This is a genomic window from Streptomyces thermocarboxydovorans (assembly GCF_039524635.1).
In the GTDB taxonomy this organism is placed as follows: Bacteria; Actinomycetota; Actinomycetes; order Streptomycetales; family Streptomycetaceae; genus Streptomyces; species Streptomyces thermocarboxydovorans.
Map to the genome: position 1 here is coordinate 40972 of NZ_BAAAGU010000031.1, position 18601 is coordinate 59572.

An 18601-nucleotide genomic window follows, 5' to 3' on the forward strand; every position below is an offset into this window, starting at 1 on the left:
ACTCCAGCCGTATGTACGTATCGGAGGAGCCTCGGGGCGGGGGGCCGAGGGCACGAAACGGCGGAACCCGGCGCCACCTGACGGGGCGCCGGGTTCCGGTCGGGGGGACGGGGCGTATGGGGGTTACGCCGCGTGGACCACGTCCTTCTCCTCGGCGAAGTGGCAGGCCGACTCGTGGGCCGCCGGGGAGTCGGAACCCTTGAACCGCTCGGGGACCGCCAGCAGCGGCACCTCGGTGGCGCACTTGTCCTGGGCCTTCCAGCAGCGGGTGCGGAAGCGGCAGCCCGACGGCGGGTTGGCCGGGGACGGGACGTCACCGGTGAGGATGATCCGCTCACGGCCCTCACGGGACTCGGGGTCCGGGACCGGGACGGCCGAGAGCAGGGCCTGGGTGTAGGGGTGGGTCGGGTGGTCGTAGATCTGCACATCGGTGCCGATCTCGGCGACCTTGCCCAGGTACATCACCCCGACGCGGTCGGAGATGTGACGGACGATCGACAGGTCGTGCGCGATGAAGATGTAGGAGAGGTTGAACTCGTCCTGCAGACGCTCCATCAGGTTGATGACCTGCGCCTGGACGGAGACGTCCAGGGCGGAGACCGGCTCGTCGCAGATGATGATCTCCGGGTTGAGCGCCAGGCCGCGGGCGATGCCGATGCGCTGGCGCTGACCGCCGGAGAACTGGTGCGGATAGCGGTTGATGTACTCCGGGTTGAGACCCACCACGTCCAGCAGCTCCTGGACACGCTTGCGGCGGTCGCCCTTCGGAGCCACCTCGGGGTGGATGTCGAACGGCTCCCCGATGATGTCGCCCACCGTCATCCGCGGGTTCAGCGAGGTGTACGGGTCCTGGAACACCATCTGGATATTGCGGCGCACCGCCTTCAGCGCACGCCCCGACAGCCGGGTGATGTCCTGGCCCTTGTAGAAGATCTCGCCGGCGGTCGCCTGCTCCAGGTTCATCAGCAGCTTGGCCACCGTGGACTTGCCGCAGCCGGACTCGCCCACGATGCCCAGGGTCTCGCCCTGGTAGAGGTCGAAGGAGACCCCGTCGACGGCCTTCACGGCGCCGACCTGCTTCTTGAACAGGATGCCCTGGGTGAGCGGAAAGTGCTTCACCAGGTTGCGGACCTGCAGGATCGGCTCACCGCGCTCGACCGGCGCCTCGATGGCGGCGACGGCCTCCTCCTCGGTGTGGGCCTCGACCTCGGCCACCTCGGAGACGTTCGGCGTGGCGTCGACCGGCTCGTCCTTCTTGCTGAGCTCAGCCATTGATCGTCTCCTTCCAGAAGTGGCACGCCGAGGCACGGCCGACCAGTTCGGTCCCGTCCGCCGCGGTCACCGGGTGCAGCGGCGGGACATCCGTACGGCAGATGTCCTGCGCCTTGGGGCAGCGCGGGTTGAACGCGCAACCGCTCGGGATCCGCGTCAGGTTCGGCGGCAGTCCCTTGATCGCGTACAGCTCCTGGCCCTTCTGGTCCAGGCGCGGGATCGAGTCCAGCAGACCCTTGGTGTAGGGGTGGGCCGGGCTCTTGTACAGGTCGTGCACCGGGGCGCGCTCCACGATCCGGCCGGCGTACATCACCGCGATCTTGTCGGCGACGTCCGCGACCACACCCAGGTCATGGGTGATCAGGATCAGACCCATCCGGTACTCGCGCTGCAGCTCCGCCAGCAGGTCCATCACCTGCGCCTGGACGGTCACGTCCAGGGCGGTGGTGGGCTCGTCGGCGATGATCAGGTCCGGCTCGAGGGCAAGCGCCATGGCGATCATGATGCGCTGGCGCATACCGCCGGAGAACTGGTGCGGGTAGTCGTTGACCCGCGCCGCGGCGGCCGGGATCTTCACCCGGTCCATCATCTCGATCGCCCTGGCCTTGGCGTCCTTCTTGGACAGGCCCTGGTGCACCCGGAACATCTCGCCGAGCTGGTAGCCCACCGAGAGCACGGGGTTGAGCGAGGACAGCGCGTCCTGGAAGATCATCGCGATCCTCCGGCCGCGGATCTTCCGGCGCTCCTCCTCGGACAGCTTCAGCAGGTCCTGCCCGCGGAAGATGACCTCGCCCTTGGAGATGCGCCCCGGAGGCATGTCGAGGATGCCCATGATCGCCTGCGCGGTCACGGACTTGCCGGAGCCGGACTCGCCGAGCACGGCGAGGGTCTCGCCCGCGTCCACGGTGTAGTTGACCCCGTTGACGGCCTTGGCGACACCGTCCCGCGTGTGGAACTCCACGTGCAGGTCCCGGACTTCGAGCAGGGGGCCGTCGAAGTCCTCGGCGCTCGGCTCGAGGACGGCGTCGGTCTTGTCGATGATGCTCACGTAACGCCTCCCTCAGCGCGACTTGGGGTCAAGGGCGTTGCGTACCGCATCGCCGAACATGAGGAACGCCAGCACCGTGAGGCTCAGCATCGCGGCCGGGAAGAACAGGACGTACTGCGCGGTGCGCAGGTAGTCCTTGCCCGCCGAGATGTCCTGGCCCCAGGAGATCGAGTCGGTCAGACCGATGCCCAGGAAGGACAGGGTCGCCTCGGCCGTGATGTAGCCGCCGAGCGCGATGGTGGCGACGACGATCACCGGGGCGACGGCGTTCGGAAGGATGTGCTTGAACAGGATCCGGCCGGTTCCGGCGCCGAGCGCCTTGGCCGCGGTGACGTAGTCGGCCTGTTTGACCGTGATCACCGAGCCGCGCATGACGCGTGCGATGGAGGTCCAGCCGAGGACCGCCAGGGACAGCGAGACCACGGGCACCGAACGCTCGGCGAAGGTGTTCAGGACCACCATGGCGCCGAGCAGGAACGGGATGCCGAAGAAGACGTCGGTGATACGGGACATCACCGAGTCGATCCAGCCGCCGAAGTAGCCCGAGACCAGGCCGACCAGACCGCCGAGCAGGGTCACGGCCACGGTGACCATGACGCCGACGAGGATCGAGGCGCGGGTGCCGTGCAGCAGCCGGGCGTAGATGGAGCGGCCCTGGTGGTCGTAGCCGAGCCACTCGGCGGAGAAGACATGGCCGAGTTCGGGCTTCTGCAGGTAGTGCTTGGTCAGGTCGCCGTCCCGCGGGCTGACGTTGCCCGAGATGAACAGGTCCGGCACGGCGGCGATGACCAGCAGCAGCAGGATCAGACCCGCCGAGAGCAGGAACATCCAGTTGTGCCGCAGGTCGTACCAGGCGTCCGACCAGAGGCTGCGGGGCTTGCCGGGAGCGGGACCGGCGTCCGTGGCGAGGACGTTGTCCGTGGTGGTCGCGGCCTGGGCCGCCACGGCGGTGTCCGTTTTCGAGGCCAGCTCAGGCATAGCGAATCCTCGGGTCCAGGACCGCGTACAGCAGGTCGACGATCAGGTTGACGAAGAGGTAGATGAGCACCATCACCGTGACGATGCCCACCACCGTCGCTCCCTCGCGGCGGCTGAGGGCCTGGTAGACCAGGTTTCCGATGCCCTGCACGTTGAAGATGCCCTCGGTGACGATGGCGCCGGTCATCAGGTTGCCGATGTCGATGCCGAGGAAGGTGACCACGGGGATCATCGAGTTGCGCATCAGGTGCATGGAGATGATGCGCCGGCGCGGCAGACCCTTGGCGACCGCCGTGCGCATGTAGTCCGCGCGCAGGTTCTCCGCGATGGACGTACGCGTCAGACGCGCGACGTACGCCAGGGACAACGAGGCGAGGACGATGGCCGGCAGGAACAGCTGACTGAAGTTCATCGAGTCCTGGACGGTCGGCGTGGTCCAGCCGAGCTGCATGGCGAACAGCCACTGGAACAGGAAGCCGAGCACGAACGACGGCACCGAGATGAGCGCCAGCGTCAGCACGAGCACACCGGTGTCGGTCTTCTTGCCCGCGCGCATGCCGGAGAGGATGCCCAGCGACACGCCCACGAGGACGGTGAAGACGAAGGCGATGATCGTCAGGCGGACGGTGACGGGGAAGGCCTCGGAGATGACCTCGGCGACCGGGCGCCGGCTGGCGATCTGGGTGCCGAAGTCACCTTGCGGCAGGCCGGCGAGGTAGTTGACGTACTGCTGCCAGAGCGGCTTGTCGAGCCCGTACTCCGCCTTGATCGCCGCGATCTGCGACGGGTCCACCGACTGTTCTCCGTACAGCGCACGCACGGGGTCGCCGGGCAGCGCGTACATCATGAGAAAGATCAGCAGTGTCGTCCCGATGAACACCGGGATCATCTGGAGCAGTCGCCGCGCGACGTAGCGCCCCATGGTTCCTCCATGTCGGTCACAGCGGGAGAGGCCGACGGGCTGTCCGCTCCGTGTTCCGGAGACTCATGCCCGTCGGCCCCCCGCCGGCACCGGTGACGGCCCGGAAGGGGCCGTCACCCGCGTGCGAACTGTTCGATTACTTCTTGAGGACCTCGACGTCCTGCAGGACCGGGTCACCGTTGTTGTCGAACTTCACGTTCTTGACGTTCGTGGAGTAGCCGTAGTTGGCCTTGTAGTACCAGAGCGGGATGGCCGGCATCTTCTCGAACATGGCCTTCTCCGCCTCCTGGTAGGCCTTGATGGCGCCGTCCAGGTCCTTGGCGTTGTCGCCCTTCTTGAAGAGGGCGTCGATCTCCTTGTCGGCGAAGCCGGAGGTGTTGCCGGCCGCCTTGGAGCCGTACAGGTCCCGCATGAAGTTGACGTTCAGCGGGTAGTCCTGCACCCAGCCGCCGCGGTACATGGACTTGACCTTGTGGGCGTCACGCGTGTCCAGGTCGGTCTGGAAGTCCGGCTTGGAGTCGCCGGCGCACTCGACACCGGTGGCCTTGCGGATGCTGTTGCAGACCGCCTCGACCCACTCCTTGTGACCGCCATCCGCGTTGAACTGGATGAAGATCTTGTTGCCCGGAACGCCGCCGCCCTCCTTGATGAGCTGCTTGGCCTTGTCCGGGTTGTAGGTGAGGATGTCGCCCGCGACGCCCGGCTGGTAGCCGGCGACTCCCTTGGCCACGAAGCTGGTGGCGGGCTCGCGGGTGCCGTTGAGGACGGTCTTGGTGATCGTCTCGCGGTCGATCGCCATCGACAGGCCCTGCAGGACCTTGGGGTCGATGTCCTTCCACTGCTTGGTGTAGAAGGCCGGGACGATCGACTGGACGGCGTTGTAGGGCTCGTCCACCGCGCGGTCACCGAGGTCGGTCTTGCGCTTGGGCAGGTCCTTCGGGCCGATCTGGCGGATGATGTCCAGGTTGTTGGAGAGCAGGTCCTGGTAGCCGGCCTCGACGGTGGTGTAGTTCTTGAAGATCACACCGCCGTTCTTGGGCTTGTCCGCGCCCTTGTAGTCGGCGTAGGTCTTGACCTCGATCTGCTTCTTGTGCTCCCACTTGACGAACTCGTAGGGGCCGTTGCCGACCGGCTTCTCGCCGTAGGCCTCCGGGTCCTTGAAGAATCCGCTGGGCAGCGGGGACCAGACGTCGTAGCCGAGCTTGTACTCGAAGTACGGGATCGGCGAGGACAGCTCGATGGTGAAGGTCTTGTCGTCGATGACCTTCAGACCGGACATCTTGTCGCTCTTCGGCTCACCCTTCTCCGGGTGGACGTCCTCGAAGCCCTTGATGTCGGAGAACCAGTAGCTGTTCGTCTGGTTGTTCTTGATGTTGGCGGCCCAGTTCCAGGCGTCCACGTAGGACTTGGCCGTGACCGGCTCGCCGTTGTGGAACTTCCAGCCGTCCTTGAGGGTGACCGTCCAGACCTTGTTGTCCTCGGTCTTGATGGACTCGGCGTTCTCGTAAACGATCTTGCCCTTGTCGTCGAAGTCGACAAGCTGGGAGAAGATCGCACGGATGACCTTGGAGCCGTTCGACTCCTTGGCGTTCGCGGGCTGGAGCGGGTTCTGGGGCTCGCCGACGTCGACCGAGAAAATGCCCTTCGGGTCGACCTCGCCCTTGCCGTTGTCGCTGCCGCTGTCGCCGCTTCCCCCACCACAGGCGGTCGCGCCCAGCGCCACAACCGCGGCTATCGCGACCCACTTGGCGCTCTTGGCACCGCGCATGGGTTCCTCCTCATGAGTCCATTGGTTCACCGCAAAGAAGAGCACACGACATGTCGCCGTCCACCGCCCGTCGCCGGTGCCGGAGATCGTCAGGTGCCCCCGCGCTCGTGAGTCGGCGCCGACAGCGCGTGACCCGTTCGTCCGAGCTCTACGCGCCTAACTATCTGCCATGCGCCTGGACCGAACCACACCCTCGAGGTCTCGGTTCGATCACAGCTCGGGCCTAGATCTTCCAAAATCCGGACAAAGGGTTTGGTGAAAGATCCCTGCGAAACGGACTTGTTACACATCTACCGGGGTTGAGTGTCCGAATACCGGACACCCGGGTGAGAAAAACCGATTGCGCGTAACGTGGCCGCATTGCAGGGTGACCGCCGGGGCTGCCGCGTGCTCAGCACACTTGGCCGGCAAGGCCGTTGGCCATGGGGACCTCGGGCCCGGTTGCTGCCGGCCGTATGGGCGCTTTGCTCGTCGCAGGGTAGTGCGGAATGACCCCCTCCAACGCTTCTCCCAGCGAGATCGAGGGTTTTCCCTACGCCCGTCCACCCCTGTTCGAGGGGCTCCCCCCGGCCCCCTCTGCAGCCCTCCCCGCCGCCTCCCCGCGATGCATATGCGAACGGCACCGGGCACCCCTCTTCAGGGGTCCCGGTGCCGTCTGCGGCGTCCTGCGGGCCGGTCAGGCGTGCTTGGCGCGGCTCGCGGCGCGGGCGCGCTCACGCTGGTCGAGGACCACCTTGCGGATCCGGACCGCCTCCGGGGTCACCTCGACGCACTCGTCGTCACGGCAGAACTCCAGCGACTGCTCCAGGGAGAGCTTGCGCGGCGGGACGATGGACTCGGTCACATCGGCGGTCGAGGACCGCATGTTGGTGAGCTTCTTCTCCTTGGTGATGTTGACGTCCATGTCGTCGGAGCGGGAGTTCTCGCCGACGATCATGCCCTCGTACACCTCGGTGCCGGGCTCCACGAACAGCACGCCCCGCTCCTGGAGGTTGGTCATGGCGAACGCCGTGACCACGCCGGCGCGGTCGGCCACCAGGGAGCCGTTGTTACGGGTCTGCAGCGGGCCGAACCAGGGCTCGTGCCCCTCGTGGATGGAGTGCGCGATACCGGTGCCCCGGGTCTGCGTCAGGAACTCCGTCCGGAAGCCGATCAGCCCCCGCGACGGCACCACGAACTCCATGCGCACCCAGCCGGAGCCGTGGTTGGACATGTTGTCCATACGGCCCTTGCGGACGCCCATGAGCTGGGTGACGGCACCCATGTGCTCCTCGGGCACATCGATCGTCATCCGCTCGACCGGCTCGTAGATCTTGCCGTCGACCTCCTTGGTGACGACCTGCGGCTTGCCGACGGTCAGCTCGTAGCCCTCCCGGCGCATGGTCTCCACCAGGATCGCCAGCGCCAGCTCGCCGCGGCCCTGCACCTCCCAGGCGTCCGGCCGGTCGGTGTCCAGCACGCGCAGCGAGACATTGCCGATGAGCTCGCGGTCGAGGCGGTCCTTGACCTGGCGGGCGGTGACCTTGCGGTCCTTCACGGCCGCCTTCGCGTCGGCGCCCTTGCCGGTGCCGCCGCGGCCGACCAGCGGGGAGGTGTTGGTGCCGATCGTCATGGAGATCGCCGGCTCGTCCACCGTGATCAGCGGCAGCGGCTTGGGGTTCTCCGGGTCGGCCAGGGTCTCGCCGATCATGATGTCGGGGATGCCGGCCACGGCGCAGATGTCACCGGGGCCCGCCTTCTCGGCCGGCTTGCGCGTGAGCGCCTCGGTCATCATCAGCTCGCTGATCCGCACATTGCTGACCGAGCCGTCGCGCTTGATCCAGGCGACGGTCTGCCCCTTCTTCAGCTCGCCCTGGTGCACGCGGAGCAGGGCGATACGGCCGAGGAAGTTGTCGGCGTCCAGGTTGGTCACATGCGCCTGGAGCGGGGCGCCCTCCTCGTAGGCGGGGGCGGGGATGTGCTCCAGGATCGTGGAGAAGAACGGCTCCAGCGAGTCGGAGTCGCCCGGCACGGTGCCGTCCTCGGGCTTGGTCAGCGAGGCGATCCCGTCCCGGCCGCACGCATAGACGATCGGGAACTCGATCTGCTCCTCGTCCGCGTCCAGATCCAGGAAGAGGTCGTAGGTCTCGTTGACGACCTCGTCGATCCGGGCGTCCGGACGGTCCGTCTTGTTGATGCACAGGATGATCGGCAGCCGCGCCTGGAGCGCCTTGCGCAGCACGAACCGGGTCTGCGGCAGCGGGCCCTCGGAGGCGTCGACGAGCAGCACGACACCGTCGACCATCGACAGACCCCGCTCGACCTCGCCGCCGAAGTCGGCGTGGCCGGGGGTGTCGATGATGTTGATGGTGATGGGGTCCCCGCCGGCCTTGGGGTGGTACTTCACCGCCGTGTTCTTGGCGAGGATCGTGATCCCCTTCTCACGCTCCAGGTCGTTGGAGTCCATCATGCGGTCGTCGACCTGGTCGAGCTGGTGCGCGGCGAAGGCGCCCGCCTGCTTGAGCATGCCGTCGACGATGGTGGTCTTGCCGTGGTCGACGTGAGCGACGATGGCGACGTTGCGGATGTCGTGGCGCGTGGCCATAAGCTGCCGTACTCCCGGAGTGGTGAGGAATGCCTCGCGCGAACGTCTGCGGTGCGCGGGCCCTGCCGGGCTGAACACGCCACGGCCTCACCCCATGGTACGGGGCGCGCCCCCGAACCCCTCGCCCCGCTGTATCGCCGCAGGTCAGAAGCGTCGTTGCACCCTGCTCAGCCATGCCTTTGAAGGCACCCGGGGTGGGTGCCGGCCGGGGGTGGGTTTGCGCCAGGGCCTGTCGTTTGGATCAGGTCGCAGGGAGTAGGCGCTACGCGCACCCCCACCGGAGGGGCAGTTGCGCCGCAGGCATCTCTACGCGAACCCCCGCCGGGCCGCAGAGTGTTCAGGACGGAGATGACTTCCCGGGGCCCTGGGCGCCCTTCTTGAGGAAGCCCATGTCTTCGTAGACGGGGGTGCGGAAGCCGAAGGCTCCGGCGTTGGCGAGGTTCTTGCGGGCCGCCACCAGCTGGGGGCGCTGGTAGAGGGGGATGGAACCGGCCGCGGCCCAGATGCGGGAGTCGGCCTTGCGCAGCAGCGCGCTGCGCTCGGAGTCGTCCAGGGTCGTGATCGCCTGGTCGAAGAGCTGGTCCACCTGGTCGGTGCCGACCCGCGTGTAGTTCTGCGCGACGTTCAGCGAGCCGTCCGCGGCCGGGACCGGCTTGGCGTACACCGGCCGGGCGTCCGTCGCCGGGTACGCCGTGGCGGGCCACGAGTACAGGGCCAGATCGAACTCACCGGACGCGATGTGGTCCTTGAAGTAGCTCTCGTCGTCGACCTTGGAGATCTCGGTACGGATGCCGATCTTCTTCAGCATCCGGGAGATCCGCTCGGCCACGGTGCGCAGCGCCTCCGAGCCGGGCCCGCTCGGGACCACGAAGCGCAGGGTGAGGGCCTTGCCGTTCTTGGCGACCGGCGCGTTCTCCGCGTTGGCGGGCGCCGCCGTGCCCTTGGGTGCGTAGGCCCCGGGCGCGCCGCCCTGCTTGTGCCGCGCCGTCCCGTCGTGCGCCGGCTGCCCTTCACCGTCCAGCGTGGCGGAATCCCGCGGCGCCTTCCCGTCATCCCCCGCGTCGTCTTCGTTCTCGTCGTTCTCCTCGCCGACGATGTACGTGCCGTCGTCGTCGCCGCTCCCAGACTCGCCCGACTTTTCTCCGGAGGAGTTCTCAGAGCCGGCGGCCTCCTTCTCCTCCCCCTCGTCCTTCGTCCCCTCCTTCACCGGCCCACCCGGCACCCACCCCGCATCCGCCAGCAGCGCCCGCGCCTCCGCCGCGTCCTGCTCCCCGAGCGCCCCGCTGTTGTCCGCGTAGGCCGCCTGCCCGGACAGGGCAAGATGGCTCCCGACCGGCTCGCTCGGCAGACCGAGCGGCTTGAGCACCGCCTCCGCCAGCGCCTCGCGGTCCAGCGCCCGCGCCACCGCCCGCCGCACCCGCTCGTCCGCCAGCGGCCCCTCCGCCCCGTTCAGCGCGAGCTGCGTGTACGCCGGCTCCAGCGACTTGCGCACCTCGAAGCCCGCCAGCGCCTTCTGCTCGCGGGCGTACTCGGCCGCAGCCTCCGCCCGCTCCTCCCGCTCGGCGGCCTCCTCGTCGGCCGCTTCCTCGTCGGAGCCCTTGGCAACCGCCCAGGAGCGCAGCGCCTCGGCGGCGGACCTGCCGGACTTGCCGTCCCCGGGACCCATCAGCGGCTCGTTCTCGCCCTTGCCCTTGGGCCGCGCGGCGACCGTGATCCGCTCGGCGGCACCCGGGTCGATCTCGGCCAGATCGATCTCGCCCTCGGCGAGCGCGGAGATCCGCCCGTCGCGCGGCACCTCCCGCAGCACGATCTTCTTCAGCCGCGCCGGCGCGCCCCACCACCGGGGATTGCGGGTGAGGGTGACCTCGTCGTCCTCCCGGTCGACCTTCTTCACCTTGAACGGCCCGGCGCTGATCTTCAGCTTCTTGCGCGCCCCGTCGTTGAAGGCGTCCGGCGTGCCGGTGACCTCCTTGGGGTACAGCGGCGAGAACAGCGACCGCCAGTCCGCGTAGGTGCGGCTGAAGGTGACCTTGACCTCGAGGTCCCCCTTGCCGCGCTCGATCTTCTCGATGCGGTCGTAGCCGGCGTTGCGAGCGGTCCAGTAGGCGCTGTCCCTGCCGGACAGGGCGCGCCACTGCGCGGCGAAGTCGGCGGCGCCGATCTCCCGGCCGTCACTCCAGACGGCCTGCTGGTTGAGCCGGTACAGCACGACCTGCTTGGGCTCGGTGTCGACGACCTCCGCGGACTCCAGGTAGTCGGGGTTGCGCACCGGCCGGCCGCGGCTGTCCATCCGGAACATCGACGGCAGGACGGCCTGGGCGATCCGGGTGGTGGTGGCGTCCGCGTCCGCCTGGAAGGTGTTCAGGGTGGCGGGGACGGTGTCCACGCCCCAGCGCAGGGTGCCGCCGTCGGCGACGTCCGCGCGGGCGGCGGGCCGGATGTCCGCTCCGGCGAGCGGCTTGCCCGCCGGGTCCTCGGAGCCGCATCCGGCCAGCGCGGTCACCGCGAGTGCTCCCGCGGTCAGGAAGGCGACCGAGCGCATGACCGCGCGCGGGCCGACGCCGTCGTGGGACATCTCTGGTTACCTCCGGAAGCCGCGGGCGTTACGATCACTTTTGGTGGTATTTGGCGCTCATCCGATGTATGCGGCCACTGAAGAGGAAAGGGTTCGGCAACCGAGAGCGACACGGCGACCACGGGCCGCAAGCCCACCCGTGCGGCGCAACGCATCGTGTGGTGCGCCGATGCGCCTCGGCCAATCGATGCACATCCCTTCACAGCACAAGGTGTGACGCGCAACACTCGCAGGCGCATGAGCGTTGCCGCCTTGGGCCGTGAAGGACCCGCGGAAGTGAGGGCAAGTCATGTCCGTGCACGACGAACTGACAACCGTCCAGCGGTGTCTCGACGATCTGATGCGGTCGGTGGGGCGCCTGGAGAAGCAGCTCGGCGCAGGCGGCCTGGAGATGCGCCGCGTGCGCACCGACGCGGGTCACCTGCGGGAGAGCGTCGCGCTGCTGCGGGAGACTGCCGATACCCCTGCCACCGCGCAGAGGCGGCCCGACCTCGTCACGATCTCCGACACCCCCTACGACCCGTCGCTGTGGGTCGACACCGACGACGAGGGTCTCGGCGCGCGCGACCGGCACGCGCCCTGACCCGGCGGCCGCGTCACGCAGGCAGCACCCGCCGACCCGTCGGCAGCATTCGCCGCCCGCGTCCGGCAGCAGTCCCCCGTCTGCTGCCGGACGCGCCTATTGACCCCTAGCGGAGTGGACACGTGGCCACTGGTACGGAACCTCCAGACACCGAATCCCGCCCCCGAAGCGGCGGCGTGCGCAGCGCCACGCGCGCCGCGATCGACGCGCCCCACCTGCGGACCGACCGCTGGTGGCTGGCCCCGGCCGCCATCGCCGCCGGTCTGCTCGCCTTCGTCGTGTACTCGACCTGGCGGGCACTCGCCAACGCCGACTATTACGCGGCCCCGTACGTCTCGCCCTTCTACTCGCCGTGCCTCGCCGAGAACTGCGAGCCGATGAGGGGCGGCCCGAACTGGGCGCTCTTCGGTGACTGGTGGGGCCTGTCACCGGCGATCATCATCCTGATCTTCCCGCTGGGCTTCCGGCTGACCTGCTACTACTACCGCAAGGCGTACTACCGGGGCTTCTGGGCGTCCCCGCCGGCCTGCGCGGTCGCCGAGCCGCACAAGAAGTACACCGGCGAGACCCGCTTCCCGCTGATCCTGCAGAACATCCACCGCTACTTCTTCTACGCGGCGGTGCCGGTCGCCGGCATCCTCACCTACGACACCGTGCTCGCCTTCCGCGACGAGGACTACGAGTGGGGGCACATGGGGCTCGGCACCCTGGTGTTCCTGGTCAACATCGTCCTGATCTGGGCCTACACCCTGTCCTGCCACTCCTGCCGGCACATCGTGGGCGGCAAGCTCAAGCACTTCTCCCGGCACCCCGTGCGCTACCGGATGTGGCAGCTCGTGGGGCGGATGAACGCCCGGCACATGCAGCTCGCCTGGGCGTCCCTGGTGAGCGTGGCGCTCGCCGATCTGTACGTCTATCTCATCGCGTCCGGTGTCTTCGAGGATCCGAGGTTCTTCTGATGTCCGTGGTCGACCGGCAGGAGTGGGACGTCGTCGTGGTCGGGGCGGGCGGCGCCGGACTGCGCGCCGCCATCGAGGCCCGCGAGCGGGGCGCCCGTACGGCCGTGATCTGCAAATCGCTGTTCGGCAAGGCGCACACCGTGATGGCCGAGGGCGGCATCGCGGCGGCGATGGGCAATGTCAATGCCGGGGACAACTGGCAGGTCCACTTCCGCGACACCATGCGCGGCGGCAAGTTCCTCAACCAGTGGCGGATGGCGGAGCTGCACGCCCAGGAGGCGCCCGCGCGGGTGTGGGAGCTGGAGACCTGGGGCGCGCTGTTCGACCGGACCAAGGACGGCCGGATCTCCCAGCGCAACTTCGGCGGGCACGAGTACCCGCGCCTGGCGCACGTCGGCGACCGCACCGGCCTGGAGCTGATCCGCACCCTGCAGCAGAAGGTCGTCGCGCTGCAGCAGGAGGACTTCAAGGAGACCGGGGACTACGAGTCCCGGCTGAAGGTCTTCCAGGAGTGCACGGTCACCCGGGTGCTCAAGGACGGCGAGCGGGTCAGCGGGGTCTTCGGCTACGAACGGGAGTCGGGCCGGTTCTTCGTGCTGGAGGCGCCCGCCGTGGTGATCGCCACCGGCGGCATCGGCAAGTCCTTCAAGGTGACGTCGAACTCGTGGGAGTACACCGGCGACGGGCACGCGCTGGCGCTGCTGGCGGGCGCGCCGCTGCTGAACATGGAGTTCGTGCAGTTCCATCCGACCGGCATGGTCTGGCCGCCGTCGGTGAAGGGGATCCTGGTCACCGAGTCGGTCCGCGGCGACGGCGGGGTGCTCAGGAACTCCGAGGGCAAGCGGTTCATGTTCGACTACATCCCGGACGTCTTCAAGGACAAGTACGCCGAGTCCGAGGAGGAGGCCGACCGCTGGTACGACGACCCGGACCACAACCGCCGCCCGCCCGAGCTGCTGCCCCGCGACGAGGTGGCCCGCGCGATCAACGCCGAGGTGAAGGCGGGCCGGGGCTCGCCGCACGGCGGGGTGTTCCTGGACGTGTCCACCCGGATGCCGGCGGACGTCATCAAGCGCCGGCTGCCGTCGATGTACCACCAGTTCAAGGAGCTGGCGGACGTCGACATCACGGCCGAGCCGATGGAGGTCGGGCCGACCTGCCACTACGTGATGGGCGGCATCGCGGTCGACTCCGACTCGGCGGCGGCGCGCGGGGTGCCGGGGCTGTTCGCGGCCGGTGAGGTCGCGGGCGGCATGCACGGCTCCAACCGGCTGGGCGGCAACTCGCTGTCCGACCTGCTGGTGTTCGGCCGCCGGGCGGGCTGGCACGCGGCGGAGTACGCCGGCGAGCGGGCCTCCGCCAGGCCCCGGGTGGACGACACCCAGATCGACGCGGCGGCGGCCGAGGCGCTGCGGCCGTTCTCCGCGGAGGGCGAGGAACCGGCCGACGGCCCGCCGGAGAACCCGTACACGCTGCACCAGGAGCTGCAGCAGACGATGAACGACCTGGTCGGCATCATCCGCCGGGAGCACGAGATGCGGCAGGCCCTGGAGAAGCTCGCCGAGCTGCGGGTGCGGGCCCGCCGGGCCGGGGTCGAGGGGCACCGGCAGTTCAACCCCGGCTGGCATCTGGCGCTGGACCTGCGGAACATGCTGCTGGTCAGCGAGTGCGTGGCGCGGGCCGCGCTGGAGCGCACCGAGTCGCGCGGCGGCCACACCCGGGAGGACTACCCGGCCATGGACAGCAAGTGGCGCAACGTCAATCTGCTGTGCCGGCTGTCCGATCCCTCCGGCGGCTTCGCGGCCGGCGACCCGGTCCGCGGGCAGATCTCCCTCACCCGCGAGACCACCGAACCCATCCGCCCCGACCTGCTCGCTCTCTTCGAGAAGGAGGAGCTGGTCAAGTACCTCGCCGAAGAGGAGCTGTACGAGTGAGCAGCTACGAGGCCCGCTTCAAGGTGTGGCGGGGGGATGTGCAGGGCGGCGGCCTGGAGGACTTCAAGGTCGAGGTGAACGACGGCGAAGTGGTCCTCGACATCATCCACCGCCTGCAGGCCACCCAGGCCCCCGACCTCGCCGTGCGCTGGAACTGCAAGGCAGGCAAGTGCGGTTCGTGCTCGGCGGAGATCAACGGGCATCCCCGGCTGATGTGCATGACCCGGATGTCGGTGTTCGAGCCGGACGAGACCATCACCGTGGCGCCGCTGAGGGCGTTCCCGGTAGTCCGCGACCTGGTGACGGACGTCGGCTTCAACTACACCAAGGCCCGGCAGGTCCCGGCGTTCGTGCCGCCGGAGGGCCTCGGCCCGGGCGAGTACCGGATGATGCAGGAGGACGTGGACCGCTCGCAGGAGTTCCGCAAGTGCATCGAGTGCTTCCTGTGCCAGGACGTCTGCCATGTGGTGCGCGACCACGAGGAGAACAAGCAGGCGTTCGCCGGTCCCCGGTTCCTGATGCGGGTGGCGGAGCTCGACATGCACCCGCTGGACGCGGCCGAGGAGACCGGCCTGGACCGCAAACGCACGGCCCAGGACGAGCACGGCCTCGGCTACTGCAACATCACCAAGTGCTGCACGGAGGTCTGCCCCGAGGGCATCAAGATCACGGACAACGCCCTGATCCCCCTGAAGGAACGGGCGGTGGACCGCAAGTACGACCCGCTGGTGTGGCTCGGCAACAAGATCCGCCGCCGGCCTGCTTCCTCGGGGTGAGGAGGCCAAGGGTTGCTCGCCCTCCTCGCCCGGAACGTCCTCCGCCGGTCGCTGCTCCGTACGCGTCATGCCGGGCCCTCTCGCCGCTGTCGGTGCAAGGGAGGACGACGATCACTGGGGCGCCGGTTGCGATCACCGAGCACCGGGCCCGGCGCGGCCGACGCGGGCTCAGAACAGGCTCAGCAGGGCCTCCGCAGGGTCGGTGAGGCCGGTTTCGCCGCCCGGCAGGGGCAGTTCGAACCACACGGTCTTGCCGCGCGGGGTGCGGCGGGAGCCCCAGGCCGCGCTGAGCAGGCCGACGAGCTGGAGGCCGCGGCCGCCCTCGTCGGTGTCCCGGGCACGGCGGCGGCGGGGCTGGACCAGCCCGGAGTCCCAGACCTCGCAGACCAGGGTGCGGTCGAGCAGCAGCCGCAGTCTGATCTCGCCCTCGCCGTAGCGCAGGGCGTTGGTGACCAGCTCGCTGACCAGCAGCTCGGTGGTGTCGACCAGGGCTTCCATGTCCCAGTGCAGCAGCTGGCTGCGGGCGAACTCGCGGGCGCGGCCCACGCTGCGCGGCTCGCGCGGCAGGGTCCAGTCGCCCACGCAGTCCGCGGGCAGTCCCTGCACGCGGGCCATCAGCAGGGCGATGTCGTCCTCGCCGTGGTGGGTGTCGAGCGTGTTGAGGACGTGGTCGCAGACGTCCTCGAGGTTGGAGTAGCCGTCGGCGCGCGCCGTGGGCGAGGTGTGGGGGCCGGGCGACGGGCGGGCGGGGTCGGTGAGCGCGCCGACGAAGGCCTGCAGGCCATCGTCGATGGACTGGTCGCGGCTTTCGACCAGTCCATCCGTGTAGAGCGCGAGCAGGGCGCCTTCGGGCAGTTCGACCTCGACCTCCTCGAAGGGCTCCCCGCCGACGCCGAGCGGCATGCCGGGCGGCACGTCGAGCATCAGCGCGGACTCGCCCGGTTCGACCAGCACGGGCGGCAGATGGCCCGCGTTGGCGAAGGTGCAGCGCCGGGTCACCGAGTCGTAGACGGCGTAGACGCAGGTCGCCAGGTACACCTCGGAGAGGTCGGCCTCCCGGGGGCGGCGGGCGGCGCGGGTGGCCTGCTGGACGCCGCCGGGCGCGCCGAGTCCGCGGGCGATCTCGTCCAGCTGGGAGAGCACCTCGGCCGGTTCGAGATCCAGCTGGGCCAGGGTCCGCACGGCGGTGCGCAGTTCGCCCATGGCGACCGCCGCGCGCAGTCCGCGGCCCATCACGTCGCCGACGACCAGGGCCGTGCGGTGGCCGGGGAGTTCGATGACGTCGAACCAGTCGCCGCCGACCTCGCTGGGGCGTCCGGTCGCCGCGTTGCCGGGCAGATAGCGGCAGGCGATGTCGAGTCCGGAGGCCTCGGGGTCGCCGGGCGGCAGCAGGGACCGCTGCAGTATCAGGGCACGCTCGTGCTCCCGCCGGTAGAGGCGGGCGTTGTCGATGCAGACGGCGGCGCGGGCCGCCAGCTCGACCGCCAGGTCCCGGTCGCGGTCGCCGAAGGGTTCGCTGCCCTTGGTGCGGGCGAACTGCGCCAGTCCCACCACGGTGTCGTGGGCGACCATCGGCACGGCGAGCGTGGACTGCACCAGACCGCCCTCCTCGCCGGCCACGGTCTGCGGCCGGGCGGTGCGCAGGGCGTCCGCACAGGGCGAGTTGAACGGGTAGTGGTGGACCGCGCCCAGCTTGACGGGCTCCCCGGTGCCGCTGAACGGCCCGTCGGAGACGGCGCTGGCGAAGGCGACCCGGCGCACCTCGGCGCTGCCGTCGGCCAGCCCGGGCGGGGTCTCGTCGCCGACCAGCAGCCCCTGGTAGAGGTCGACGGTGGCGAGGTCGCAGAAGCCGGGGACCACCACGTCGAGGAGTTCCCGGGCGGTGGTCTCCAGGTCGAGGGAGTTGCCGATGCGGGCCCCGGCCTCGTTGAGCAGGGCGAGGTTGCGGCGGGCGGCGGCGGCCTCGCGGGCGGCGGCGCGGCGGGCGGTGATGTCGGTGCCCAGCCAGGCGATCCCGATGGGGCGGCCGGAGCCGCTGTGCACGCGGTAGAGGTTGACGGACCAGTGGCGGCGCTCGTCGGAGCCGGGCACGAACCCGGTGACGTGCATGTCGGTGATGGACTCGCCGGTCTCCAGCACCCGGCGCAGCGTCGCGGCGACCCGCTCGGCCTCGGCGCGCGGCAGATAGTCGTGAACGCCCTTGCCGCGGTGGTCCTCGGGGGTGCCGCCGAAGATGGAGGCGAACCGCTCGTTGGCGCGGCGGACCTTCAGATCGGTGTCGATCAGCAAGAAGCCGAACGGGGATTGACCGAATATGGCCTGCGAGGCGGCCAGGTCGGTCTCGATGCGGCGCAGGGTGCGCACATCGACGACGATGCAGACGGCGGCCCGCTCTCCGTCCTCGGTGCGGGTCGGCATGACGTACACCTCGGCGAGGCCCGTCTCGCCACGCTCGAGCTCGCCCGTGCCGCCGGACTCCGGCACCCGGAAGGGCACCACGCCGGTCCATTCGCGGCCGTCGAGGATCTCGGCCATCTTGCGGTGGCCCTGCTCGCGCCGGTCCGGGTCGATGAAGGCGTCGATGGGGTCCATGCCGACGGCTCGCTCGGCGGGGATGCCGAAGAGCTGCTCGGCGCGCAGGCTCCACTGGTCGACCAGTCCGTCCGGGCCGATGGAGAAGGAGGCCACCTTGATGTAGTCGTACATGGAGCCGGGCGGGCTGGACTGCCACATCGGGTCGGCGGAAGCGGCATCGCCGCCCCGCCCCGGCACCGGGCCGTCGACGGCATCGCTCCTCGCACCGTCCGACGGGTCCTCGGACTCCGTGGCCTTCGCTGGTATCTCGCTCACGCGAACCGTCCCCTCCAGCTCACCGCGTCCGGCACCGGTCACCGGGGGCGGCTGCCCGCAGTATCCAGCACTACGGCGCCGCACAACACGGTGTTCACGATCACAGCACGGTCCCGATGCTTTTCGGTCCGCGCCGTGAGAACACTCCCAGTCTTCTAACCAGCGGACACGTCGTCGAATCCCCCTCTTCGGCAACGGTCACGGGCGTGATCCAGCCGATCGACAGCGCGGCCGGACGCGTACACCCCGCGGACCGCCGGACGGGGCGGACGAGATCCCTCCGCCGCCCGGTCGCACGGGGCGGACGCGTGCCCCGAAACCCGGTCGGGCGGGGCGAACGCGTGGCCCCGAA

12 protein-coding genes are annotated in these 18601 nt (G+C 69.4%); 4 read left to right on the forward strand and 8 right to left on the reverse strand.

Annotated elements, in window-relative coordinates:
* Positions 1 to 123: 123 nt before the first annotated feature.
* The 7 genes from ABD198_RS16125 to ABD198_RS16155 all read right to left on the reverse strand — a co-directional run bounded on the left by ABD198_RS16125 (position 124) and on the right by ABD198_RS16155 (position 11147).
* Entirely contained in the window at positions 124 to 1272 is a 1149-nt protein-coding gene (locus tag ABD198_RS16125; RefSeq protein ID WP_344001704.1) for an ABC transporter ATP-binding protein, read from the reverse strand.
* Positions 1265 to 2320 (reverse strand): ABC transporter ATP-binding protein, encoded by a 1056-nt coding sequence (locus ABD198_RS16130; RefSeq protein WP_344001706.1) that lies wholly within the window; start codon positions 2318 to 2320, stop codon positions 1265 to 1267. The genes ABD198_RS16125 and ABD198_RS16130 overlap by 8 nt, the downstream gene beginning before the upstream one ends.
* A gap of 12 nt (positions 2321 to 2332) precedes the next feature.
* On the reverse strand, positions 2333 to 3298 hold the full coding sequence (locus tag ABD198_RS16135; protein WP_344001707.1) for an ABC transporter permease: 966 nt from the start codon (positions 3296 to 3298) through the stop codon (positions 2333 to 2335).
* Positions 3291 to 4220 (reverse strand): ABC transporter permease, encoded by a 930-nt coding sequence (locus tag ABD198_RS16140; RefSeq protein WP_344001708.1) that lies wholly within the window; start codon positions 4218 to 4220, stop codon positions 3291 to 3293. Before ABD198_RS16140 ends, ABD198_RS16135 begins: the two co-directional genes overlap by 8 nt.
* A gap of 136 nt (positions 4221 to 4356) precedes the next feature.
* A complete protein-coding gene (locus tag ABD198_RS16145) occupies positions 4357 to 5988 on the reverse strand; it encodes a peptide ABC transporter substrate-binding protein (protein ID WP_344001710.1) in 1632 nt (543 codons plus the stop codon).
* 676 nt (positions 5989 to 6664) lie between these two features.
* On the reverse strand, positions 6665 to 8572 hold the full coding sequence (gene typA / locus ABD198_RS16150; RefSeq protein WP_344001712.1) for a translational GTPase TypA: 1908 nt from the start codon (positions 8570 to 8572) through the stop codon (positions 6665 to 6667).
* Positions 8573 to 8909: 337 nt separating this feature from the next.
* The gene (locus ABD198_RS16155) at positions 8910 to 11147 is read right to left on the reverse strand and encodes an ABC transporter substrate-binding protein (RefSeq protein ID WP_344001713.1); all 2238 of its coding nucleotides are present in this window, start codon (positions 11145 to 11147) and stop codon (positions 8910 to 8912) included.
* A gap of 289 nt (positions 11148 to 11436) precedes the next feature.
* Here ABD198_RS16155 and ABD198_RS16160 point away from each other — a divergent pair, with 289 nt between their 5' ends.
* The 4 genes from ABD198_RS16160 to ABD198_RS16175 all read left to right on the forward strand — a co-directional run bounded on the left by ABD198_RS16160 (position 11437) and on the right by ABD198_RS16175 (position 15399).
* Positions 11437 to 11730: a hypothetical protein gene (locus ABD198_RS16160; protein ID WP_344001714.1), complete on the forward strand. Its 294-nt coding sequence runs from the start codon at positions 11437 to 11439 to the stop codon at positions 11728 to 11730.
* A gap of 122 nt (positions 11731 to 11852) precedes the next feature.
* Complete coding sequence (locus ABD198_RS16165) at positions 11853 to 12689, forward strand: hypothetical protein (RefSeq protein WP_344001716.1); 837 nt, start codon at positions 11853 to 11855, stop codon at positions 12687 to 12689.
* Positions 12689 to 14623, forward strand: a complete 1935-nt coding sequence (locus ABD198_RS16170) for a fumarate reductase/succinate dehydrogenase flavoprotein subunit (protein ID WP_344001718.1) — start codon at positions 12689 to 12691, stop codon at positions 14621 to 14623. The genes ABD198_RS16165 and ABD198_RS16170 overlap by 1 nt, the downstream gene beginning before the upstream one ends.
* On the forward strand, positions 14620 to 15399 hold the full coding sequence (locus tag ABD198_RS16175) for a succinate dehydrogenase/fumarate reductase iron-sulfur subunit (RefSeq protein ID WP_344001720.1): 780 nt from the start codon (positions 14620 to 14622) through the stop codon (positions 15397 to 15399). Before ABD198_RS16170 ends, ABD198_RS16175 begins: the two co-directional genes overlap by 4 nt.
* A gap of 168 nt (positions 15400 to 15567) precedes the next feature.
* On the opposite strand, the gene ABD198_RS16180 is transcribed toward ABD198_RS16175, so the two are convergent.
* Positions 15568 to 18249: a SpoIIE family protein phosphatase gene (locus tag ABD198_RS16180; protein ID WP_344001722.1), complete on the reverse strand. Its 2682-nt coding sequence runs from the start codon at positions 18247 to 18249 to the stop codon at positions 15568 to 15570.
* Positions 18250 to 18601: the final 352 nt, after the last annotated feature.